A 22,084-nucleotide genomic window follows, 5' to 3' on the forward strand; every position below is an offset into this window, starting at 1 on the left:
ACACCCACCCGCCGCTAACATTGCATCATGAGCGACATCGACCACCGCACCATCATTGCCGGCCTTTCGGTCGAGGAACGTCGCGACCTCACCGCCAGGCTTGACGGGCCAGGCATTGTCCGGCTGGCCGTCCATGGCGGGCTGGTTATCGTGCTGGGCGCGCTGATCGCCGCCCGCATTCCGTTCTGGCCGCTTCTCGTCTTGCCGCAGGGCATCTTGATCGTCTTCTTCTTCACGCTGCTGCACGAGACCATCCATGAAACGGCGTTCAGGACGGCGTCGCTCAATCGCGCTATCGCCACCGTGACCGGCTTCCTGATCCTGCTGCCGCCGGCATGGTTCCGCTATTTCCATTTCGCCCATCACCGTCACACGCACGACCCGGACAACGATCCCGAACTGATGGCCCCGAAGCCGGAAACCATCGGCCAATATCTGCGCTATCTGTCCGGCGGCCCCTATTGGATAGGCATGGCCCGCGTAGTCGCAACCAATGCGGCGGGCCGCAACCGCGACGGCTTCGTACCGGAAAAGGGCCGCAGTAAGGTGGTTGCGGAAGCACGGCTGTTCCTGATCGGCTATGCGGTGTTGCTGACCGCATCACTCGCCGTACAGTCGGCACTGCTGTTGTGGATCTGGATCGTGCCGGTGCTGGTCGGGCAGCCGTTTTTGCGGGCCTACCTGCTGGCCGAGCACGCGTTGTGCCCGCATGTCGCCAACATGCTCGAGAACACCCGCACCACCTTCACCACAAGGCTGGTGCGCTTCGTGGCTTGGAACATGCCGTACCATTCCGAGCACCATTCCTATCCGGCCGTTCCCTTCCACCGCCTGCCGCGCTTCCACCAGATTGTCGCGGAGCATTTGCGCACGACGGAACGGGGTTACGTGCGCTTTCACCGGAAACTTGTCGGCAGCTTCGATGGTCGCGCCGGCTGACCTGCGCTGAAACAGACATCGCTTTCATCGGCGGTCGTCGATTGCGTCGCTTTTGAAGGCGCCCGCGTCGTCCCATAACAAGCAGCCGAACAGCGCTTTCGGCAATGCTCGAAACCACTGCATCGGCCTAAAGATCGGAATCGATCTTCGGAGGGCACGATACAGCGGAGTTAAGTGGTAGAGCGTCGTTTGTGCGTTCGATTGGACGCGCGGGGCTCTACAGGAGCAGGAATTCATGGCCGATCTGATCGTCGTCTACTGGCGCGACATCCCCGCCCAAGTCATCGTCAAGAAGGGCCGGCAGAACGCCAAGCGCGAACTGCCGCTGCGCTTCACCGAGGCGATCGACATGTGCGCCATGCGCACCGGCGCCGGCGGCACCGACGACTATCTTGCCGAATGGCGCAAGGCAGAGCCCATCCCAGTCAGTGACGATCTTGAAGCCGAGGCCGAGAAGGCTCTTCAGGAGATCGATACCACATACGACCGCGAGCGGCTGGTCGCTCTGGTCAAGGCGGGCGGCAAAGAAAATGTCTGATCTCCAGCCAACGCCGGTGACGACGGCTCAAACCGGCCTGACCCAAGCGACCATCGTCAAGAAGGCGGCGCCGAAATCCGACTACAAGCCGGCCGACGTGTCGCCGCAGCGGCGCGTGCAGCGCTCGTTTGCGGTGCGGCTTTGGTCGGTGCGGCATTCGCGGCTGCTTGAATGGTTCTACGCCAAATTCGCCGACATGTTCCTGGCTCTCCACCCGCTATGGAAGGGCATCGGCTACAGCCGTGTCGAAGGGCCGGTGAAATTCGTCGAAAAGCGCGTCAAGGGTTTCATGTTCGACTGCCGCATGTGCGGCCAGTGCGTCCTTTCCTCGACCGGCATGTCGTGTCCGATGAATTGCCCCAAGCAATTGCGCAACGGCCCTTGCGGCGGTGTCCGCGCCAACGGCAATTGCGAGGTCGAGCCTGATATGCCTTGCGTCTGGGTCAAGGCCTGGGAAGGCTCGCAAAACATGGTGCATGGCGACAAGATTTTTGACGTGCAGAAGCCGGTGGACCAGTCCTTGCGCGAAACCTCCGCCTGGCTGCGGGTCACCGCGCAGGCCGCAGCCGCCCGCAATGCGGCCCAGAATACTACGAACACCGGAGCGTCGGCATGATCGGCCGCCAGCCAGACGAGAATCCGGCCGGCATCCATCTGCCGCTCGATCCCCTGCCCGGCCACACCTCGCGCGGCCGGCTGGAGCGGGTCCTGCGGCGCGGCGAGTTCGCCGTGACGACCGAGCTCAACCCGCCCGATAGCGCCGATCCCGAGGACGTCTACAACCGCGCCAGGATCTTCAACGGCTGGGTCGACGCCATCAATGCCGTCGATGCTTCCGGCGCCAACTGCCACATGTCGTCGGTCGGCATCTGCGCGCTGCTGACCCGCATGGGCTATGCCCCGATCATGCAGATCGCCTGCCGCGACCGGAACCGCATCGCTATCCAGGGCGATGTGCTGGGCGGCGCGGCGATGGGTGTTGCCAACATGCTCTGCTTGACCGGCGACGGCGTGCAGGCCGGCGATCAGCCCGGTGCCAAGCCGGTGTTCGATCTCGACTGCATGTCGCTGCTCGAAACCTGCCGCATCATGCGCGACAATGGCAAGTTCCTGTCCGGCCGCAAATTGACGACGCCGCCGCAGCTTTTCCTTGGCGCGGCGATCAATCCGTTCGCGCCGCCGATCGATTTCCGTCCCCATCGGCTGGGTAAGAAGATCGCCGCCGGAGCGCAATTCGTGCAGAGCCAGTACTGTTTCGACGTGCCGATGTTCCGCACCTACATGCAGAAGGTCCGCGATCTCGGCTACACCGAGAAATGCTTCATCCTGTGCGGCGTTGGGCCGCTCGCCTCGGCCAAGACGGCCAAATGGATCCGCTCCAACGTGCCGGGCATCCACATTCCCGACTCGATCATCAAGCGCCTGGAAGGCGCCCAGGATCAGAAGAAGGAAGGCAAGCAGCTCTGCATCGACATAATCAATGAGGTGAAGGAAATTCCCGGTGTGTCCGGCGTCCATGTGATGGCCTATCGCCAGGAAGAATATGTCGCCGAGATCGTCGACGAATCCGGCGTGCTGAAGGGCCGCCAGCCGTGGAAGCGCGAAATCCGCCGCGACGACCAGCTCGTTGCCGACCGGCTCGACCACATACTGCATGACGACCTCACCGAAACCCAGGTCGACATGGTCAAGACCGCGCATTGACGGCGCGAATTGTCAGCATTCGCTTGATCAGAAACAGATAACGATATAAAGAAATCTTTATATCACGACGGAGAGATTTCATGACCCGGACCATCGTCGCCTCGGCGACACGAGAAATCATCATCGGCTTCGATCAGCCCTTCTGCGTGATCGGCGAGCGCATCAACCCGACCGGCCGCAAAAAACTGGCGGCCGAAATGATCGCGGGCAATTTTGAGACCGTCATCCGGGATGCGCTGGAGCAGGCCGCCTGCGGCGCAACCATGCTCGACGTCAATGCCGGCGTCACCTCGGTCAACCCGAACGAGACCGAACCCGGCCTGCTGGTGCAGACGCTGGAGATCGTGCAGGGCCTGGTCGACCTGCCGCTGTCGATCGACTCCTCGGTGACCGCGGCGATCGAAGCGGCGCTCAAGGTTGCCAAGGGCCGGCCGCTGGTCAATTCCGTCACCGGCGAGGAGGAAAAGCTCGAGGCCATCCTGCCGCTGGTCAAGAAATACAACGTTCCGGTGGTCGCCATTTCCAACGACGAGACCGGTATTTCGATGGACCCCGACGTGCGCTTCGCCGTCGCCAAGAAGATCGTTCAGCGCTGCGCCGACTTCGGCATTCCGGCGCATGACGTGGTCGTCGACCCGCTGGTCATGCCGATCGGCGCGCTGGGCGATGCCGGCCGCCAGGTGTTTGCACTGCTGCGCCGGCTGCGTGAAGAGCTCAAGGTCAACACCACTTGCGGCCTCTCCAACATCTCCTTCGGCCTGCCGCACCGCCACGGCATCAACGCCGCCTTCATTCCGATGGTGATCGGCGCCGGCATGACTTCGGCGATCATGAACCCGGTGCGGCCGCAGGAAATGGAAGCCGTGCGCGGCGCCAACGTGCTGAACGGCACCGATGAGAACTGCACCAACTGGATCAGGACCTACAAGGACTACAAGCCTGCCGAAGGCGGCCAGGCCGTTGCCGCCCGGACGCAGGTCAACGCGCCGGGCGACGGCAACGGCAATGGCGGACGCCGCCGCGGCGGCCGCGAAGCGCGGATGGCCCGGGGTTGAGCCATGGCTTGGCCGACACGATATGGGGCCTAGAAGTGGGGAGAACCGAACCGTAGCGGCATCGCTGCCGTGGCCCAAGACCCGAACGGCGTAGAAATTAAAGTCTGGAACGCATGAACTCTCCCGTCAACATCACCGATCCGCTCGTGCTGTTCATGCCGTCCGGCAAGCGCGGGCGGTTTCCGGTGGGCACACCGGTGCTGGATGCCGCGCGCCAACTCGGCGTCTATGTCGAGAGCGTGTGCGGCGGACGCGCCACCTGCGGGCGCTGTCAGATCGAGGTGCAGGAAGGCAATTTCGCCAAGCACAAGATCGTCTCTTCCAACGACCACATCTCGCCCAAGGGCGCCAAGGAAGAGCGCTACGAACGCGTGCGCGGCCTTCCCGAACGGCGCCGCCTGTCCTGCTCGGCGCAGATCCTCGGCGACCTCGTTGTCGACGTCCCGCAGGACACCGTCATCAACGCCCAGACCATCCGCAAGGATGCCGACACCAGGGTCATCGCCCGCGATTCGGCAATCCACATGTGCTATGTCGAGATCGAAGAGCCCGACATGCACAAGCCGCTCGGCGATCTCGATCGCCTGAAGATCGCGCTGATGAAGGACTGGGGCCTCAAGAGCCTCGATTTCGATTTCCATCTGTTACCGCAGGTGCAAGGCATCTTGCGCAAGGGCAACTGGACAGCGACCGCCGCCATCTACAAGGACGCCGACAGCGAGACCGCACGGGTCATCGCTTTGTGGCCCGGCCTCAAGAACGAGGCGTACGGGCTTGCCTGCGATATCGGCTCGACCACCATCGCCATGCATCTGGTGTCGCTGCTGTCGGGCCGTGTCGCCGCCTCGTCGGGCACGTCGAACCCGCAGATCCGCTTCGGCGAGGATCTGATGAGCCGCGTCTCCTACGTGATGATGAACCCGGACGGCCGCGAAGGCATGACAGTCGCGGTGCGCGAGGCGATCTCGGGTCTCGTCGACAAGGTCTGCGCGGAGGGCAACGTCCAGCGCAATGACATTCTGGATTCCGTCTTCGTCGGCAATCCGATCATGCACCATCTGTTCCTCGGCATCGACCCGACCGAACTCGGCGGCGCACCTTTCGCGCTGGCGGTCTCGGGTGCCGTGCACATCAAGGCATCGGACATCGGCCTGAAGCTCAACCAGGGCGCCAGGCTTTATATGCTGCCTTGCATTGCCGGCCATGTCGGCGCCGACGCGGCCGCCGTGACGCTGTCGGAAGGCCCGCACCGCCAGGACGAGATGATGCTGATCGTCGATGTCGGCACCAATGCCGAGATCGTGCTCGGCAATCGCACGCGGGTCGTGGCGGCCTCGTCGCCTACCGGCCCGGCCTTCGAGGGTGCCGAAATCTCCGGCGGCCAGCGCGCCGCTCCGGGTGCCATCGAGCGCGTCCGCATCGACCCTGAGACGCTGGAGCCGAAATATCGCGTCATCGGATCGGAACTATGGTCCGACGAGCCAGGCTTTCTCGACAGCGTCCAGGCGACTGGCGTCACCGGCATTTGCGGCTCCGGCATCATCGAAGTGGTCGCCGAGATGTATCTCGCCGGCATCATCTCCGAGGACGGTGTCGTCGATGGATCGCTGAGCGCCCACTCTTCTCGCGTCGTCGCCAACGGCCGCACCTTCTCCTATGTGCTGAAGGAAGGCGAGCCCAAGATCACCATCACCCAGACCGACGTGCGCGCCATCCAGCTTGCCAAGGCCGCCCTTTATGCCGGCACCAAGCTTTTGATGGAAAAGCAGCACACCGATCATGTCGACCGCATCCACTTCGCCGGCGCCTTCGGCTCCTTCATCGATCCGAAATATGCCATGGTGCTGGGCCTGATCCCCGATTGCGATCTCGACAAGGTCTCGGCCGTCGGCAATGCCGCCGGTGCCGGCGCCCGCATGGCGCTGTTGAACCGCGGATACCGCCGCGAGATCGAGGAAACCGTCAGCAAGATCGAAAAGATCGAGACGGCGCTGGAGCCGAAATTCCAGGAGCACTTCGTCTACGCCATGGCGCTGCCGAATAAGATCGACCCGTTCCCGAAGCTGTCGGCGGCGGTGAAACTGCCGCCGCGCAAGACGGTGAGCGAAGACGGTATTGCCGGCGACGCCGCCCCGCGGCGGCGTTCGCGCGAAGGCCACGCCGCGCGGCGCGGCCGAGGGTAGTGCGAACACCCTCAACCATTCCGGAATAGGTGCCGTCGGCGAAGTCGATCTCACCCTTGCCGACCCGGGCTGGGGAGATTGGATGTCGCTCGGCTTCCACCAACACCAGTGCCGAAGGCTGCCAGATGCCAGGCAGCGCCCATGCATTTTCATTTGTATGCAAATGTTTCCAGATCAACCAGATCTGGAAACGAAAATGCGTTTTCGTGAAATCCGCCAGATACATACGCGGCGCATTTAACCGCATCGACGGCAGGTAGAGAACATCTCTTGTCCCGCCGCAACACTCAAGGGAGAGCACGATGTCGATGTTCGAAACCCTCGGCCGCTATGGTGCGGCCTTCATGAAAACACGCGAAGCGCGCAAGTCGCTGCGCATCCTGAACAGCCTGCCGCCTGAGATCCAGAAGGACATTGGCTGGCCGGTGTCGCCGCGGTCGAGCGAAAAGAAGCTTTCGGTTGGCTGGGGCATGCGGCGCGGATGAAATTCGCCGACAAATGCAAGCTGCTTGGCATTCGCCGGGGCCGCATTGCTGCCGCGGCGCTGAGCAGTGCAGCGGTGCACCTGAGACGCCAAAAGAACTTGTCTCTTTCAACATAAGCCGGGATCACACCAGCGTGTTGAGACTGCGCAAATCTTGACATTTTGGACGAAGACACAATCTTCGAAGGTAGTAGGGGTTCTCTTAGTCGGCTCAGCCGAGTCCGTGTATCCGCATGCCCAGTTTCAAAAGCCACGTGGTGTCTTTCGTCCTCAGGTACAGCCGCAAGAAGGCGTTTTCCAGTCCGGAAAACCTGCAGCGCTGGATTGCCTATGCGCGCAAGACGGAAAACCACCAGCCGCCCGCATCGCTGCGGTCGCGCTTGGAAATCACGACCCGCGCCGTCGACGGCTTTCCCGTCTACGAGATCGCGCCCAAGGCAGGTGAACGAAGGCGGATACTCTACCTGCATGGCGGCGCCTACGTCTTTGAAATAACGCCCTATCATTGGCGGCTGATCGCCGACATGGCCGACCGTCTCGGGTTCGGTATCACCGTGCCGATCTATCCCATTGCTCCTGAACACGATTTCCACGCCATGTTCGGTATGGTCGGTGCCGTCTACCGCCAGATGTTCGGCGAAACCAGGGCGAATGACATCATCTTCATGGGTGATTCCGCCGGCGGCAACATGGCCGTCGTGCTGACCATGATGGCTGCGCAAGACGGCCTGCCCTTGCCATCACGCCACGTGCTGATTTCGCCCGGCCTCGACGTGTCGCTCGCCAACCCCGAAATGTTCGAGGCTGAACGCAACGATCCTTGGCTGGGCATTGCCGGCGGGCGCGAGGCGATCCGGCTTTACAGCGCCGGCATGGATCCCACCGACTGGCGCATCAGCCCGCTTTACGGCGACCTGTCGGTGTTGCCCAAAACGCTGCTCCTGACCGGCTCGCGCGATCTGCTGACACCCGACAATCTGATCTTCGCGGAAAAAGCACGTGCGGCTGGCGTCGAAATGGAGGTCGTTCACGAGCAAGGCATGTTCCATGTCTGGCCGTTGATCGACATGCCCGAGGCACGGCGCGCGCGAGACAGCATCGTGGCGTTCTTGACCAGCGACACCGATGGATATCAAATCAAGGCTGGCGAGTTGTCTTTGCAAAGGACAGCGCGCGACCTGCCCGCTCGCGACATGGTCGCGCCGCTCCGGTCGTAGTTCAGCTCAGAACTTCCCAGTTTCCCTGAACACCTCGAACGTCGCGCGGATGTGGTCGGCGACCGCCTTCACCGGTGCGCTGGCATCCGGCGTCACCACCATGGCGAGGTTATAGGTGCCGATGTCAGGCATGCCGTCCTTCGGGCACAGCTCGACCATATCGTTGCCGAGGAACGACTTTGGCAGCGGCGCCACCGCAAGATCCGCCATAATCGCGGCGCGCTGGCCGGCCGTGTGCGCGCTCATATAGGCGATACGGTAGTTGCGGCCCTCACGGCCGAGCGCTTCGAGTGCCCCGGCCCGCCAGGCGCAACCCTCTTCCCACAATGAAACCGGCAGCGGCTCGCGCAGATGCGCACAGCCACCCTTGGCACCGGCCCAGACGATCGGCTCGGTCAGCAGCACTTCGGCGCCGAGCGCGCTTGTCTTGTAGGAGTTGGTGAGCAGCGTGATGTCGAGTGCCCGGTCGTCCATGCGCCGGCGCAGGTTGCTGCTCTGGTCGATGGTCACGTCGACCGCGATCGATGGGTGCGACTGTGCAAACCGCTTCAGCACATGCGGCAGCACACGTTCGCCGTAATCGTCCGGCGAGCCGAGCCGCACCACCCCGACAATGTCTGGAATGATGAACTTCGACACCACCTCGCGATTGATCGACAGCAGCCGGCGCGCATAGCCGAGCAGCATCTCGCCATCGGTGGTCAGCGTCACCGAACGCGCGTCGCGCGCGAACACCGAGCGGCCGAGAATGTCCTCCAACTTCTTGATCTGCATGGAGACGGCCGATGGCGTGCGGAAGACCGCGTTGGCCGCAGTGGTGAAGCTGCCGGTCTCGGCGATTGCAACGAAAGTGCGCAGAACATCCAGATCGAGCAGCGGCAGTGGATGATTGAGTGGGGCGTTCATCGGAACCGACCTTCAATTTTTCTGATGCAAACCATCATTCCATTTCGTTTGATTGAACATCAGATTGGCTGGATAGTCAACTCCATCGAAGGCAGGCTGCATCGAAGTTGGTCCCGAAACAACCATGACACGGACCTGCAATCGACACGAAATGAAGCTGAAACAAACCCGGTGTACCGCCTGACGCTGCAAGCGCCGGGACAATCCCGGCCCAACGCGAAGGAGAATGAGATGTCTATCCTGTCATCCATCGGTCGGATCGCGACCGAATTCAGCGAGGCCCGCGCGCGCTACCAGACGGAACGCGCCATCCGCGCGCTGCCGATCGAACTGCAGAAGGATATCGGCTGGCCCGAAGCTGCCGATGCCAAGACCGGCAGTCGCCATGGTGTGGGATCGTGGGCTGGAGCAAAGTAAACCGTGTGTATCAACAGCTGAAGGCCTGCCGCGCAGATCAGCCCGGCAGGCCTTTTTTTGTATTCAAATGATTTCCCGAGCCATGTCGCCGCAGCATGACGCATATGAGCAAGTTGCATAGAAGGCCGCGCCGGCAATCAACACGTTGTAAATAAACGTAAATCCTGGTCAGAATGCTCAAATATGTCGCATTCCGTGTCGCTTTTCATATCAAGTGCTTCGCTTTTGCGATTTAGTTTCCCCTCACGTAAGCCTATATCATCATCAACAAACGAGCTGCCCCACTCCATCAAGCGAAGGCGACCCGTCTGAGCAACCGAATGGAGATGATCATGAAGCTTTTTGCCCGCCTCTTTGCCCGCCGCGAAATGAACCTGACGACCGCGCTCGAGCGCCAGCGCCTCGCCAACACCATGCCCGGCCAGACCGGCGCCATGGCCGCCGCGCGCCTCGGCTTCGTCGCCTGAGACAGCAATCTTGACGGAAGCAGCCTAACGCTGCTTCGAAGTCGATCCAGTGCCGCTTCGGTTTTGCCGAGGCGGCGTTTTCGTGTGCGACGACCGTATCCGCCACGTCTGGTCAATCCGGCGGCATGTCGTGTCCTTCGCCGCATAGCGATTGCCCATTTGCGACCCATGTCGCAAATAAAGTCTTTCCGCTGCCGTCTAGCCAATTGACAGGAAACGTTTTTCCTGATGTCGCTATGCTGATCGCGACATCCTGTTCGCGCCATTGCAGCGTAAGGATCTACCCGTGAACGTCGTAAAACATCCGATTCGGCGATCGTTTGTATTCTTCCTGGTCCCCGATTTCACCATGATCGCCTTCGCGACAGCGCTCGATCCGTTGCGTTCGGCCAACCGCATGCTCGGCTATGAGGCCTATCGCTGGCGGCTCGCCAGCATAGACGGCAAGCCGGTGCGCGCCTCGAACGGCGTCGAATGCGCCGTCAACACCTCGCTGGAGGAAGAGCGCAAGAAAATGTCCGGACCGGACCGGCCGAGCATGGCCATCGTCTGCAGCGGCATCAATGTCGAGCGCTACCAGAACAAATCGGCCTTTGCCTGGCTGCGCGAGGAGTACAATCGCGGCGTTGCCGTTGGCGGCCTGTGCACCGGCGCGCATATCCTGGCCGCCGCCGGCCTGCTGTCCAACAAGCGCTGCGCCATCCATTGGGAGAACCTGCCGGGGTTTTCCGAGGCGTTCCCCAAGGCCAACGTCTTCGCCGACCTCTTCGAGATCGACCAGAACATCTACACCTGCGCCGGCGGCACTGCCGCGCTCGACATGATGCTGAAGCTGATCGGCGACGATTTCGACGAGAGCCTCGTCAACCGTGTGTGCGAGCAGGTGCTGACCGATCGCGTGCGCAGCCCGACCGACCGCCAGCGCCTGCCGCTGCGGGCGCGCCTTGGCGTGCAGAATTCCAAGGTGCTGACCATCATCGAACTGATGGAGGCCAATCTCTCCGAACCGCTGTCGCTGATCGAGATCGCCGACCATGTCGACCTGTCGCGCCGCCAGATCGAGCGCCTGTTCCGCACCGAGATGGGGCGCTCGCCTGCCCGCTATTATCTGGAGATCCGGCTTGACCGCGCCCGGCACCTGTTGATCCAGTCGTCTTTGCCGGTAGTCGAGGTGGCGGTCGCCTGCGGCTTTGTTTCCGCCTCACATTTCTCCAAATGCTATCGCGAGCTCTACGCCCGCTCACCTCAACAAGAACGCGTCGACCGCAAGCAGCTTCTGGCGGCTTGATCCAGCACAGTCAGCAGGGAGGAGCGCATTGAGTCATTGCGCTTCGGCCGTGCGCATTGCCTCGACGCGGATGTCTTCCGTCAGCCGCGCCTTCAGCGCCGAAAATTCCGGGCTGGTCTTCAGCGTGTAATGGCGCGGATGCGGCAGGTCGACGGCAACGTCCGACTTGATGCGGCCGGGCCGCGCCGTCATCACCACCACGCGTGACGCCATGAAGATCGCCTCCTCGATGTCGTGGGTGACGAACAGCACCGTTTTTTGCCGGCGCTCCCAGATGCCGAGAAGCAGCTCCTGCATCAGCCCGCGGGTCTGGTTGTCGAGTGCGCCGAATGGCTCGTCGAGCAGCAGGATCTCCGGATCGTTGGCCAGTGCCCGGGCAATCGCCGTGCGTTGCTGCATGCCGCCGGAAAGCTGCTTCGGCCAATGGTTCTCAAACCCTTTCAACCCGACGAGATCGACATAGGACGCGACGATGTCGCTGCGCTCGCGTTCGGCCATTCCGCGTTCGCGCAGGCCGAAGGCGATATTCTCGGCGACCGTCAGCCACGGGAACAGCGTATAGGACTGGAAAACCATGCCGCGATCGGGACCCGGCCGGTCCACTACCCTGCCGTCGAGCAACACGCGACCCTGGCTTGGAGCTTCGAGGCCGGCGACGATCCTGAGCAGCGTCGACTTTCCACAGCCGGACGGCCCGAGGATGGTGATGAAGTCGTTGGCGGCGATCGCCAGATCGATCGGCATCAGCGCCTGGACCGGCTGCCCGCCGCCGACACCGGCGAATGTGCGCGAGACGCCTTCGATGAGAAGCTTGCTCACGCCAAGCTCCACGGAAACAGCCAGCGGTTGAGCGCCTTGAAGGCGAAGTCCGACAAAAGACCGATCAGGCCGATGACGATTATGCCGAAGATGATCTGCCCCGTCGCCAGCCGCGACTGGCTGTTGATGATCATGTAACCGATGCCCGACGACGAGCCGATCAGCTCGGCGACGATGACATAGGTCCACGCCCAGCCGAGCACCAGCCGCAGCGTCTCGGCAATCTCCGGCGCGTTGGCCGGCATGATCACCCGCCGCACGATGCCGTTGTCGGACGAGCCAAGCGTATAGGCCGCCTCGACCAGGTCGCGCCGTGTGCCGCCGACCTTGACCGCGATGATCAGGATAATCTGGAATACCGAGCCGACGAAGATCACCAGCAGTTTCTCGAGTTCGCCGACGCCCGCCCACAGGATGAGCAGCGGAATGAAGGCCGATGCCGGCAGATAGCGGGCGAAGGAGACGAACGGCTCCAGGAACGCCTCCACCGGCTTCCAGGCGCCCATCACGATGCCGAGCGGCACGGCAACGATGGCCGCCATCAGGAACCCGCCGAAGACGCGCCAGATGGTGATGAGGATGTCCAGCCAGAAGCGGTCCTCGACCAGCAGCCGCCAGCCGTCTCTCACCATCGACAGCGGATCGGCAAGGAAGATGCGATTGACGTGACCGCCAAGCGTGATCCAGGCCCAGAACGCCACGAACAGCACGAAGAACGAGATGCCGAGCACGGTTCGGAGACCCGGCGAGACCGGATGCAAGGGGCGCGGCATCGTCAACCGTCCTTTGATCTAAATGAAAAGCGGCGGCGCGGGGGCGCCGCCGCCGGGCGATAGTTCCTGCTGGTCAGTCCGCGACGGCGCTGGTGTCGACCAGCGTCGAGACGTCAGGCGCTTCCTTGATCAAGCCCATCTGCAGCAGCAGGTCGCCGGCAGTCTTGGAAAAATCCTGGAATTCCTTTGTGAAGAACTGCTTGTTTTCGGCCTTGTCGGCCCATTTCAGGTATTTGGCCGATTCCTCGAACTCCTTTGCCGACTGCTTCACGTCGGCGCCCATGGTCTCATAGGATTTCGCTGGATCGCTCTTGATCAGGTCGAGCGCCTCGAAGTAGCTGTCGGCAAGCGCCTTGGCCGCATCCGGATTGGCCTTGAGGAATTCCGGCGTGCAGCCGACCGTGTCGAGCACCATCGGATAGTCGAGAGTGGTCACCAGGATATGGCCCTGATCGGATTTTTCGCGCACTGCCGAAATGAACGGCTCATAGGTGACCGCCGCATCGTTCTGGCCGGCGAGAAACGCCTGTGCCGCCGCATCCGGCTCCAGGTTGACGACCGTCACGTCCTTGGTCGACAGGCCGTTCTTGTTGAGCACCCAGGCCAGCATGAAATAGGGCGACGTACCCGGCGCCGATGACGCGACCGACTTGCCCTTGAGGTCGGCGACCGTCTTGATGTCGTTGCGGGCGACGATGCCGTCGGCGCCGTAGGATTTGTCCAACTGGAATATCTGCTTCGTCGTCACGCCATTGGCGTTCCAGACCAGCCAGGTCTCGACCGTGGTGGCGGCGCATTGCAGGTCGCCGCTGGCGATGGCAAGCGGCCGGCTGGCTTGCGGCACCTTCTTCAAGGTGACGTCGAGGCCGTGCTTTTCGAAGATACCGGCCTGCTTGGCGAGTGTCAGCGGCGCAAAGCCGGTCCATCCACTGATGCCGATGCTGACAGATGTGGCGGCCGTGGCCGGCGCGGATAATCCAACGGCAAGCGTCAAGCTAGCGGCAAGAATTCCGATCCTGTTCATGTCGGTTCCCCTTTTTATCTGTTCGGATGGGGAATTGTGTCACAGACGCCCACAGGCTTGTCAATGAAGCAGATGCTGCACTGCGGTATGTCACCGCCGGCAGCAAACTTCGCCATTAGCGGCTGTTGTACATCCAGCTGCGGTCGCGCCACATTTTTTCGCCGACCAGGCAGTCGGTGACGGGTCTGTCCTGTGCCAGCACCACTGGCGGATGCGCCGCCTCTTCCGCCGCTCGCTGCGGCGAGGCCGGACCGGCAAGCTCCAGCACCAGCTTGCGGCGGATGGTCTCCGGAAACTGCGTCCAGTCATTGACTGGGATCATGAAGGAGCCTGGCCCGCCGATGACGCAGTCGCTGTAGTAACGGTCGAGATTGTTGACATCGTAAGCGCTGCTGAACCCGCCCCTGGTCATCAGCGGCAGGCCGTTGACGGTGATGCCCTGCTTGATCACGGCGTCGCGGGTGATGTCGACGGGCGCACCTTGGTTGTTGGGGCCGTCACCCGAAATGTCGATCACCCGCTTGACGCCCTCGAAGCCACTTTCGGCAAAGAGATCGCTGGCGAATTCCAGGGCGCCGGAGATCGAGGTGCGCCTGGCACTGGCCGGCGGATGAGCGGAAAGCTGCGCTGCCAGTCTCTCGGCGTCGGCACGGTTGGCGATGACCGTCCACGGCACCACGACCTGCTGCCAGGTCGCGCCTGCCCATTCGACATAGGTGACGGCGATCTTGCCGTGGGCGCCGTCGCCAATTGCCTGCAGCACATCGTGGTGCGTCAGCGCCGCCGCATAGCCGTGACGCTGTATTTCGAGCTCGTCCGGCGACATGGACAGGGATACGTCGACTGCCAGCACCAGTTCGACGTCGACCGGCTCGGCGGCGCGGGAGATTGCCGCCGGCCATAGCACCGACGCCAGCACGGCGGCACCCGAGACGAGATGTCTTGCATCGGCAAAAGCAGACATGCCGCCACGGTAGTCGAGAATCGCCGATCGACAAAGAGAAAAGCCCGGCTGAGAGCCGGGCTCATCCGGTCACGTCTTTGCGACCGTCCCGATGCTCAGCTGCGCGGATTTAGATTCGCCGGGTCGTAGAGCGGCCTGTAGCCGACAGCGGCCACTTCGACCGGGTATTTCTCGCCGAAATATTCGGCATTCAGCTTGCGGCCCTCCTGGCAATACGCCCAGGGCAGGTAGGCGAGCGCGATATTCTTGCCGATGGTCGGGCCATAGGCCACCGAGGTCGTGAAGGATCTGCGGCCGAGCTCGTCGACGAGCGTTTCACCGGTTTCCGGGTCCATCACCGGCATCGTGCCGACCGGATAGCGGGGAACGCCGTTCGAATCGGTATTGTCCATCATGACAAGCGTGCAGAGCATGGCCGGTTGATGCGCCCGGGCGCGATATTCCAGATGCTTTGCCTTGCCACAGAAATCGGCCTCCTTGACCTTCGGGCGAGCAAGGTCGGCTTCCAGCAGATTGTATTCGGTCAAGAGATCCGCGTTTTGCAGGCGCAGGCTCTTCTCCATACGGCGGCTGTTGGCATAGGTCTCGACGCCAAAGGCCATCACGCCGGTCGACCGCAGCGCGTCCCAGACGGCCAGGCCGTCTTCGTATCGCATATGCAGTTCCCAGCCCTGCTCGCCGACATAGGAGATGCGGAAAGCGGTCACGTCCTTGCCGGCGATCCTGACGGGCTTGATCGCGGCAAAGGGAAAATTCTCCGGCGTCAGCCCTTCGGGATTTTCCACGACTTTGCTTAATGTTGCCCGCGCGTTTGGACCCCAGATGCCGACAGTCACGTACTTCTCGGTCACGTCGGTGACGGTGACGTCGAAGCCTTTGTCTTCTGCCGTCCTGCGCATGTACTGGAAGTCGCGCGGTCCGGCATCGGCGCCGTCGATCACGCGGCAGCGGTCGGCCATGCGGATGACGGTCAGGTCGGCGCGCACCATGCCTTCCTCGTCGAGGAAATGGGTATAAATGCCCTTGCCGATATTGCCGTCGCCGCCGATCTTTGCCGCGCACAGCCATTCCATCAGCGCGACACGATCCGGGCCTTCCACGTCGTACATCGCGAAATGCGACAGGTTGACGATGCCGCAATCCTCGCTCATGGCGAGATGCTCGGCGTTGGAGACGCGCCAGAAATGGCGGTTGTCCCACTCGTTTTCACGCACTGGCACCCGGTTGCCGTATTTCTCGAGCAGGTGCTCGTTGGCGGCATAGCCATGGGCGCGCTCCCAGCCGCCGAGCTCCATGAAATAGCCGCCGAGTTCCTTCTCGCGCTCCCAGAAGGGCGAGCGGCGGACATTGCGGGCCTTGGAGAAGGGCTCGCGCGGGTGGACCGCCGGATTATAGACCTTCATCGCTGTTTCGGTGCAGCGGTCCCAGATGAACTGCTCTTTGGTCTGGTGCGGATAGAAGCGCGAATAGTCGATGGCGTGGTGGTCGATCGACGTCCGGCCGTCTGTCATCCAGTCGGCGATGAGCTTGCCCATTCCAGGACCGTCCTTGACCCAGATGGCAACGGCATACCAAAGGCCCCTGACCTTCTGGCTTTCGCCCATAGAGGGGCCGCCGTCCGCCGTCACCTGCAGCAGGCCGTTGAAGGAATGGCTCTCATTGTAGCCCAGCTCGCCCAGGATTGGCGTCAGCTCCATGGCGCGCTCGAGCGGCTCAAGTATCTGTTCCATGTCGAGGTCGCGCTGCGACGGCGAAAGCCGTGCCTCATTTTTCTCGAGAATATCGCGGGGATGGCAAAGGCGTGGATTGGTCTCTTCGTAATAGCCCCACTCGATCTGCCCGCCTTCGGCGGTCTTGGGATCGCCGGTATCGCGCATGTAAGCCGAGTTGCCCTGGTCGCGCAGCAGCGGCCAGCCGATCTCCTTGCCGGTGCCGGCGAGCTCGGTGTACGGCCCGAAGAAGGTGAGCGGATGGTCGATTGGCATGACCGGCAGGTCCTCGCCCGCCATTTCCGCAATCAGCCGTCCCCAGATGCCCGTGCAGACCACGACATAGTCGGCGTCGATAGTGCCGCGGTCTGTCACCACGCCCTTGATGCGGCCGTTCTCGATGACGAGGGACTTGGCCGACGTGTTGGCAAACGCCTTGAGCTTGCCGGAGGCTTCCGCCTGGTCGACCAGCTTGCCGGCGACGGTCTGCGAGCGTGGGATGACGAGGCCGGCGTCGGGATCCCACAGGCCGCCCTGCACCATCTGCTCTTCGATCAGCGGGAATTTTTCCTTGATCTCGGTGGGATCGATCAGACGGGCGCGTGTGCCGAAGGCCTTCGCCGAGGCGATCTTGCGCTTGATCTCGGCCATGCGGGCGTCATCGCCGACGCGGGCGACTTCAAGGCCGCCGATGCGCGCATAGTGGCCCATCTTCTCGTAGAAATCGATGGAGTAGAGCGTCGTCCAGCACGACAGGAAATCATGGCTGGTCGTGTAGCAGAAGTCGGAGGCGTGCGCCGTCGAGCCGATATCGGTCGGGATGCCTGATTTGTCGATGCCGACAATATCGTCCCATCCGCGCTCGATCAGGTGATGGGCGACCGATGCGCCGACGATACCGCCCAGCCCGACGATGACGACCTTCGCCTTTTCCGGAAACCCTGCCATTGCCCGCGACTCCAAGATGCTATTGCGGCAGACTATAGGGCGGCGCAACGGCGTGCTTGCAGCCTGTTTGCGACATCGCCAAAAAAGCCCGCGCCACCAGCCCGTCGAATGCAGTAGATCGTCGCCCTCGCCATGCTCGGTACGAAGGCGCTGCAACAGCCCCCGGTCTGTGCAGCTTCGAAGAAAAGTGCTTCCCCTTCATCGCCAAGTGGCGATTACCGGAAGCAAATAAAAGGCCGGGCATTTGCCCGGCCTTCGAAGATCATGGCGCCTACTTTACTTGATGCGGGCGACGCCGCCCGAGATCTCGATCGTTTCCGAACCGGTCAGCGCTTCGAGGTCGCCATTCGGCAAGGTGACGAAGCAGCCGCTCGGGCAGAATTCCACGGTTTCGCCGGCGGCCAGCGCCAGCTCGGTCTTGCCGCCGCCTTCCGTCACGATCAGCGTGCGGGTCTCGGCGTCCTTGTTGACCGCGCTGGCGGCATGGGCCGAACCGCCCAAAGCCAGAAAAGCGATGGCGGCGACGAGAGACTTCCACATTTTGCAGTATCGGTGTTGCCACCGCCTCTGTTGCATTTCGCAAGGCATTCTCGCCGTTTGCATGTGAGCTTATATGCAATGCAAGCTGAACGGCAACTGAATGCCGCATTCATGCCGCAATTGGTTTCCGAAGGCTTGAAGGCAAGCTCCAAACAGCTAGTCAGGATCGGGTTTCCGCACCTTGCGCCCCGATTTAGCGAGACGTTTCGCCTCAGCCGCAGCCAAGGCCTTCACTTGCTCCCGCTCGGCGAATTCGGCCTCGATCTTGTCGTCGTCGATCGGCCACGCCTCATGCTTCTTGGTCTCGACGACGGCGCGCGGCGTCGACGGAATTTCGATATGCTCGCTGTCGAATACATCGAAGATGGCGAAGCGGATGTCGTTCTGCACGACGTTGCCGTTCAAAACGTCAGCCAGGAAGACACGGATTTCAAATTCGAGCGCGGCCGGCCCGAAATTTGTGAACAGCACGAAGGGTTCGGGATTTTTCAGTACCAGCGGATGGCCGCGCGCGATCTCCAACAGGACGGCATGCACGTGCTTGACGTCGCTGCCATAGGCAACGCCGACCTTGATGTCGATGCGACCGAGCTTGTTGCGGTGCGTCCAGTTGCCGACCGCATTGTTGATCAGGTTTGAATTGGGCAGGATCACCGATTGCCGCTGGAACGTCTCGATCTCGGTGGCGCGCACGCTAATCTTCTTGACCGTGCCGCTGATGTCGCCGGCGACGATCCAGTCGCCGACCTTGAACGGCCGCTCGGCCAAAAGGATCAGGCCCGAGACGAAGTTGGAGACGACATTCTGCAAACCGAAGCCGATGCCGAGAGACAGCGCGCCGGCGACCAGCGCGAGATTGGAGAGGTCGATACCGGCCGCCGAGATGCCGACCAGTGCCGCGACCGCGACGCCGGCATAGCCGACCGCAAGCCGGATCGAATTGCGCACGCCGGTGTCGACCCGACCGCGCGCCATCACCGAACCGTCGAGCCAGCCCTGGAACCAGCGCGTCAGGAAATAGCCGATAACGAAGACGACGACGCCAGAAAGGATGCCGGTGACCGAGATCGTCACCGAGCCGATGGTGAGGCCCGTCGCCAGCTTGTAGGCCCAGGCCTGGATGTCACCGGGCTGGAAGCCCCACATCAACAGGATCAGCGGCAGGAACACCAGCACGATCATGATGTTGATGGCAGCGCTGACGACCAGCCCGAGCTGGTCGAGCGCGGTCTCTTCATAGCTTGAATTGGTCGATAGCCAGCGGCCGATCGAGCTATTGGCGAAGCCGCCTTCCTCGCCGATCGCCCGCGCCGACAGGAAGCCGATATAGGCAGTGACCAGGATCGTGCCGGTGACCACGACCTGGACCGACACGAAAATGGCAAGGCCGATATAGCCGAGCAGCGCCGACGCGATAGTGAATAGCCCTAGCGCGAAGGCGGTGTAGCGCAGCCATGCCGGCCACGGGCGCCAGCTCCCGTCGGCAGCCTTGAACGGCTTCAGCAGGCCCATCAGGATCAGGATGACGCCCACCATGATGGTGGCGATAAAGCTTCTGGCGATGGTCAGCGATAGCGGCGAGCCCATCTTGTCGTTGACGACCGACAGGAAATAGTTGATGCCGATGGCGACGGCCATGGCGGTCGTCAGCCGCGCCAGCCAGCGCGCCGGGCCGGTTTCGACCGGGATCAGACGCCAGTTCGGCAGTCGCGGCTCCAGCGCCGCATTGGTCAGCCGGTTGACGCAAAACACCACCGCGATGACGGCAACCAGCGCATTCAGGAAGATGCCGATGTCGCCGCGCAAGACGTTGTAGTAATTGAAGAAGAAGATAGTCGAGACAAGGAAGACGCCAACCGCCAGCGTCGGCAGCAATGTCGACCAGAACGCCACCGACAGACGGCTGAGATAGGAGGGATCCTCGACGGAAGGATCGGCTTCGAAGACGCGGCCGAACAGGCGCCGCCCACCGACAAAAAGCACAGCAGCCAGCGCAAGCGCCATCAAGGTCGCGGCAAGAATGGCCTGGAACTTGAACTTGAAGGCGAAGCTCAGCCAGGACGACACCGCCTTGTAGAAACTGGTAAATTCGTCATTGGCATCGGAAATGACCTCGGGGCTCAATGCATCGGACAGCACGTAGCGCTTGGTGAGCTGATTGCGGAACAGCTCGCTGCGCATATTGCCGATCTTCTCGATCAGTCCGCTGATGCGGATCGACAGGGTTTGCGCCGTGGCGATGACAGCATTGATCTCGGCCTTTTCCGAGGCCAGCGCCTGGCGTTCGCTGGTCACGATATCGGGCTCGGCCGGCTGGCCCGCGGCCGGCGGCGGGCCAAGCTGCTCGAGCCGGCTGTTGATCTCGCTCAGCCGCGGCCGGAAAGCGAGCGCGCTGTTCAGCGAGGCACGCGACATTTCTTCCAGCTGCAGGCGAATATCGACAAGGCTGGCGTCGTCGTCGCCGTCCTGCTGGATCTTCTTTTCGAGATTATCGGTCTTTGTCGTCAGGTCCTGGAGAATCTTCTGCTGATCGCTGACTAGTCCCGCGGGCGCCTGGCCAAGTCCTTGCGCCACCGCTCGCAACGAAAGCGGCGCCGTGGCGACAAGCGCCAGGACCAGAACGAAACGGAGCAGTCGGAAAAGCATGATTGTCTGGCGACTCACGGGCGGTAAGGCGTTCTAAAGGCCTGCTCTTGATAAAGACCGTCATATCTTGGGGCAAGCCGTCCCTGACGGCCCGTTTCGAAGTCGGCCTGTCGAAAAGCGATGGCGCAATCTTGGCTTTGCGTTGGCAGCCTGCTCTATAGTCTGCCGCAAAGCCTGAAATGGATGACAATAAGAATGGCGGAATATTCGGCCTTTTCGCTTCTCAAGAACGCGCTGACCGGAAACAAGGACTGGAAGCCGGCCTGGCGCAAGCCCGACCCGAAGGCGTCCTACGACGTGATCGTCATCGGCGGCGGCGGCCATGGCCTGTCGACCGCTTACTATCTCGCCAAGGAGCACGGCATCACCAATGTCGCGGTGCTGGAGAAGGGCTGGCTCGGTTCCGGCAATGTCGGCCGCAACACCACGGCGGTCCGTTCCAACTACCTCCTGCCGGCCAACACGCGCTTCTACGAACATTCGATGAAGCTATGGGAGAACCTGTCGCATGACCTCAACTACAACGTCATGTTCTCGCAGCGCGGCTGCCTGAACCTCGCCCACACACCTGCCCAGCTCGACGACTATGCCCGGCGCGGAAACGCCATGCGCCATCTCGGCGTCGACGCCGAACTGATGACCACGGCGGAGATCGCGCGCCTGGTGCCGGCACTGGACGTCTCGGCCACGGCGCGCTTCCCGATCGTCGGCGGCCTGATGCAGCGGCGCGCCGGTACCGCTCGCCACGATGCAGTCGCCTGGGGCTATGCGCGCGGCGCTGACCGCCGCGGCGTCGACATCATCGAAAACTGCGAGGTCACCGGCTTCCTGCGCGACGGCGACCGCATCACCGGCGTCACGACGACGCGCGGCGAAATCCGCGCCAGGAAGGTGGCGGTCGCGGTGGCCGGCAGCACCGGGCGGGTCATGCAGCTCGCCGGCATCGAGACAATGCCGATCGAGAGCCATGTACTGCAGGCCTTCGTTACGGAATCGCTAAAACCGTTCATCAACACGATCCTGACCTTCGGCATGGGCCATTTCTACATGTCGCAGTCGGACAAGGGCGGCCTTGTCTATGGCGGCGACCTCGACGGCTACAACAGCTACGCCCAGCGCGGCAGCCTGCCGATCGTTGACGAGGTGATGAGCGAGATGCTGGCGCTGTTCCCGGGGCTCGCCCGCGTCCGCATGCTGCGCTCGTGGGGCGGCGTCTGCGACATGTCGATGGACGGCTCACCAATCATCACCACCGGCCCGTTGCCGGGCATGTATCTCAATTGCGGCTGGTGCTATGGCGGCTTCAAGGCGACGCCGGCTTCCGGTTGGTGCTTTGCCTGGACCATCGCCAAGGACGAGCCGCACGATCTCAACGCGGCTTTCACGCTCGACCGCTTCTACCGGGGCCTGGTGATCGACGACAAGGGCCAGGGCGCCACGCCCCGGCTGCATTAGGTTAGAGA

The 22,084-nt window shown here is 62.4% G+C and carries 20 protein-coding genes; 12 read left to right on the forward strand and 8 right to left on the reverse strand.

The features are described from left to right. Positions 1–27: 27 nt before the first annotated feature. From NKJ08_RS18230 to NKJ08_RS18265, 8 genes are all read left to right on the forward strand, one after another. On the forward strand, positions 28–939 hold the full coding sequence (locus NKJ08_RS18230; RefSeq protein WP_352778471.1) for a fatty acid desaturase family protein: 912 nt from the start codon (positions 28–30) through the stop codon (positions 937–939). Between the two features lie 235 nt (positions 940–1,174). Next, the gene (locus NKJ08_RS18235; RefSeq protein ID WP_352528171.1) at positions 1,175–1,477 is read left to right on the forward strand and encodes a virulence factor; all 303 of its coding nucleotides are present in this window, start codon (positions 1,175–1,177) and stop codon (positions 1,475–1,477) included. Then, a complete protein-coding gene (locus NKJ08_RS18240; protein WP_352528169.1) occupies positions 1,470–2,093 on the forward strand; it encodes a methylenetetrahydrofolate reductase C-terminal domain-containing protein in 624 nt (207 codons plus the stop codon). Before NKJ08_RS18235 ends, NKJ08_RS18240 begins: the two co-directional genes overlap by 8 nt. Further along, positions 2,090–3,181 carry a methylenetetrahydrofolate reductase gene (locus tag NKJ08_RS18245; protein WP_352528167.1) on the forward strand — a complete coding sequence of 364 codons (1,092 nt, stop codon included), beginning with the start codon at positions 2,090–2,092 and terminating at the stop codon, positions 3,179–3,181. Before NKJ08_RS18240 ends, NKJ08_RS18245 begins: the two co-directional genes overlap by 4 nt. Before the next feature lie 80 nt (positions 3,182–3,261). Next, complete coding sequence (locus tag NKJ08_RS18250; protein WP_023719929.1) at positions 3,262–4,236, forward strand: methyltetrahydrofolate cobalamin methyltransferase; 975 nt, start codon at positions 3,262–3,264, stop codon at positions 4,234–4,236. Positions 4,237–4,349: 113 nt separating this feature from the next. Next, a complete protein-coding gene (locus NKJ08_RS18255) occupies positions 4,350–6,419 on the forward strand; it encodes an ASKHA domain-containing protein (RefSeq protein ID WP_352778466.1) in 2,070 nt (689 codons plus the stop codon). A gap of 302 nt (positions 6,420–6,721) precedes the next feature. Further along, positions 6,722–6,904 carry a hypothetical protein gene (locus NKJ08_RS18260; protein ID WP_352528163.1) on the forward strand — a complete coding sequence of 61 codons (183 nt, stop codon included), beginning with the start codon at positions 6,722–6,724 and terminating at the stop codon, positions 6,902–6,904. Positions 6,905–7,136: 232 nt separating this feature from the next. Further along, entirely contained in the window at positions 7,137–8,120 is a 984-nt protein-coding gene (locus NKJ08_RS18265) for an alpha/beta hydrolase (protein ID WP_352528161.1), read from the forward strand. A gap of 6 nt (positions 8,121–8,126) precedes the next feature. Here the strand turns inward: NKJ08_RS18265 and NKJ08_RS18270 are convergent, their stop codons facing one another. Then, a complete protein-coding gene (locus NKJ08_RS18270) occupies positions 8,127–9,026 on the reverse strand; it encodes a LysR substrate-binding domain-containing protein (RefSeq protein WP_352778463.1) in 900 nt (299 codons plus the stop codon). Between the two features lie 231 nt (positions 9,027–9,257). Between NKJ08_RS18270 and NKJ08_RS18275 the strand changes: the two genes are divergently transcribed. The 3 genes from NKJ08_RS18275 (at position 9,258) to NKJ08_RS18285 (ending at position 11,198) form a co-directional block, all read left to right on the forward strand. Beyond that, positions 9,258–9,443 (forward strand): hypothetical protein, encoded by a 186-nt coding sequence (locus tag NKJ08_RS18275; RefSeq protein WP_352528155.1) that lies wholly within the window; start codon positions 9,258–9,260, stop codon positions 9,441–9,443. A 332-nt stretch (positions 9,444–9,775) separates the two neighbouring features. Further along, a complete protein-coding gene (locus NKJ08_RS18280; RefSeq protein ID WP_013894968.1) occupies positions 9,776–9,910 on the forward strand; it encodes a hypothetical protein in 135 nt (44 codons plus the stop codon). A gap of 349 nt (positions 9,911–10,259) precedes the next feature. Further along, complete coding sequence (locus NKJ08_RS18285; protein WP_352528211.1) at positions 10,260–11,198, forward strand: GlxA family transcriptional regulator; 939 nt, start codon at positions 10,260–10,262, stop codon at positions 11,196–11,198. Between the two features lie 33 nt (positions 11,199–11,231). Here the strand turns inward: NKJ08_RS18285 and NKJ08_RS18290 are convergent, their stop codons facing one another. The 7 genes from NKJ08_RS18290 to NKJ08_RS18320 all read right to left on the reverse strand — a co-directional run bounded on the left by NKJ08_RS18290 (position 11,232) and on the right by NKJ08_RS18320 (position 20,621). Further along, positions 11,232–12,017: an ABC transporter ATP-binding protein gene (locus NKJ08_RS18290; protein ID WP_352528153.1), complete on the reverse strand. Its 786-nt coding sequence runs from the start codon at positions 12,015–12,017 to the stop codon at positions 11,232–11,234. Next, entirely contained in the window at positions 12,014–12,790 is a 777-nt protein-coding gene (locus NKJ08_RS18295) for an ABC transporter permease (protein WP_352528151.1), read from the reverse strand. The genes NKJ08_RS18290 and NKJ08_RS18295 overlap by 4 nt, the downstream gene beginning before the upstream one ends. A gap of 73 nt (positions 12,791–12,863) precedes the next feature. Further along, positions 12,864–13,814 (reverse strand): ABC transporter substrate-binding protein, encoded by a 951-nt coding sequence (locus NKJ08_RS18300; protein ID WP_352528149.1) that lies wholly within the window; start codon positions 13,812–13,814, stop codon positions 12,864–12,866. A gap of 115 nt (positions 13,815–13,929) precedes the next feature. Further along, positions 13,930–14,778, reverse strand: coding sequence for a DUF1194 domain-containing protein (locus NKJ08_RS18305; RefSeq protein WP_352528147.1), 849 nt, complete (start codon positions 14,776–14,778; stop codon positions 13,930–13,932). 95 nt (positions 14,779–14,873) lie between these two features. Continuing rightward, positions 14,874–17,435 (reverse strand): GcvT family protein, encoded by a 2,562-nt coding sequence (locus NKJ08_RS18310; RefSeq protein WP_352779783.1) that lies wholly within the window; start codon positions 17,433–17,435, stop codon positions 14,874–14,876. A 276-nt stretch (positions 17,436–17,711) separates the two neighbouring features. Further along, positions 17,712–17,975: a hypothetical protein gene (locus tag NKJ08_RS18315; protein WP_352528143.1), complete on the reverse strand. Its 264-nt coding sequence runs from the start codon at positions 17,973–17,975 to the stop codon at positions 17,712–17,714. A 156-nt stretch (positions 17,976–18,131) separates the two neighbouring features. Beyond that, complete coding sequence (locus NKJ08_RS18320) at positions 18,132–20,621, reverse strand: mechanosensitive ion channel domain-containing protein (RefSeq protein WP_352779781.1); 2,490 nt, start codon at positions 20,619–20,621, stop codon at positions 18,132–18,134. 195 nt (positions 20,622–20,816) lie between these two features. Between NKJ08_RS18320 and NKJ08_RS18325 the strand changes: the two genes are divergently transcribed. Next, entirely contained in the window at positions 20,817–22,076 is a 1,260-nt protein-coding gene (locus NKJ08_RS18325; RefSeq protein ID WP_352528139.1) for a sarcosine oxidase subunit beta, read from the forward strand. The last annotated feature ends 8 nt before the right edge of the window (positions 22,077–22,084 follow it).

The organism is Mesorhizobium sp. M0244 (genome assembly GCF_040321795.1).
Taxonomy (GTDB): domain Bacteria; phylum Pseudomonadota; class Alphaproteobacteria; order Rhizobiales; family Rhizobiaceae; genus Mesorhizobium.

Coding starts and splice junctions, on each gene's coding strand:
- NKJ08_RS18315 (WP_352528143.1), bottom strand. CDS start 17,975: ATGTGGAAGTCTCTCGTCGCCGCCATCGCTTTTCTGGCTTTGGGCGGT.
- NKJ08_RS18280 (WP_013894968.1), top strand. CDS start 9,776: ATGAAGCTTTTTGCCCGCCTCTTTGCCCGCCGCGAAATGAACCTGACG.
- NKJ08_RS18310 (WP_352779783.1), bottom strand. CDS start 17,435: ATGGCAGGGTTTCCGGAAAAGGCGAAGGTCGTCATCGTCGGGCTGGGC.
- NKJ08_RS18250 (WP_023719929.1), top strand. CDS start 3,262: ATGACCCGGACCATCGTCGCCTCGGCGACACGAGAAATCATCATCGGC.
- NKJ08_RS18275 (WP_352528155.1), top strand. CDS start 9,258: ATGTCTATCCTGTCATCCATCGGTCGGATCGCGACCGAATTCAGCGAG.
- NKJ08_RS18270 (WP_352778463.1), bottom strand. CDS start 9,026: ATGAACGCCCCACTCAATCATCCACTGCCGCTGCTCGATCTGGATGTT.
- NKJ08_RS18300 (WP_352528149.1), bottom strand. CDS start 13,814: ATGAACAGGATCGGAATTCTTGCCGCTAGCTTGACGCTTGCCGTTGGA.
- NKJ08_RS18285 (WP_352528211.1), top strand. CDS start 10,260: ATGATCGCCTTCGCGACAGCGCTCGATCCGTTGCGTTCGGCCAACCGC.
- NKJ08_RS18320 (WP_352779781.1), bottom strand. CDS start 20,621: ATGCTTTTCCGACTGCTCCGTTTCGTTCTGGTCCTGGCGCTTGTCGCC.
- NKJ08_RS18265 (WP_352528161.1), top strand. CDS start 7,137: ATGCCCAGTTTCAAAAGCCACGTGGTGTCTTTCGTCCTCAGGTACAGC.
- NKJ08_RS18255 (WP_352778466.1), top strand. CDS start 4,350: ATGAACTCTCCCGTCAACATCACCGATCCGCTCGTGCTGTTCATGCCG.
- NKJ08_RS18305 (WP_352528147.1), bottom strand. CDS start 14,778: ATGTCTGCTTTTGCCGATGCAAGACATCTCGTCTCGGGTGCCGCCGTG.
- NKJ08_RS18295 (WP_352528151.1), bottom strand. CDS start 12,790: ATGCCGCGCCCCTTGCATCCGGTCTCGCCGGGTCTCCGAACCGTGCTC.
- NKJ08_RS18260 (WP_352528163.1), top strand. CDS start 6,722: ATGTCGATGTTCGAAACCCTCGGCCGCTATGGTGCGGCCTTCATGAAA.
- NKJ08_RS18245 (WP_352528167.1), top strand. CDS start 2,090: ATGATCGGCCGCCAGCCAGACGAGAATCCGGCCGGCATCCATCTGCCG.
- NKJ08_RS18240 (WP_352528169.1), top strand. CDS start 1,470: ATGTCTGATCTCCAGCCAACGCCGGTGACGACGGCTCAAACCGGCCTG.
- NKJ08_RS18325 (WP_352528139.1), top strand. CDS start 20,817: ATGGCGGAATATTCGGCCTTTTCGCTTCTCAAGAACGCGCTGACCGGA.
- NKJ08_RS18235 (WP_352528171.1), top strand. CDS start 1,175: ATGGCCGATCTGATCGTCGTCTACTGGCGCGACATCCCCGCCCAAGTC.
- NKJ08_RS18230 (WP_352778471.1), top strand. CDS start 28: ATGAGCGACATCGACCACCGCACCATCATTGCCGGCCTTTCGGTCGAG.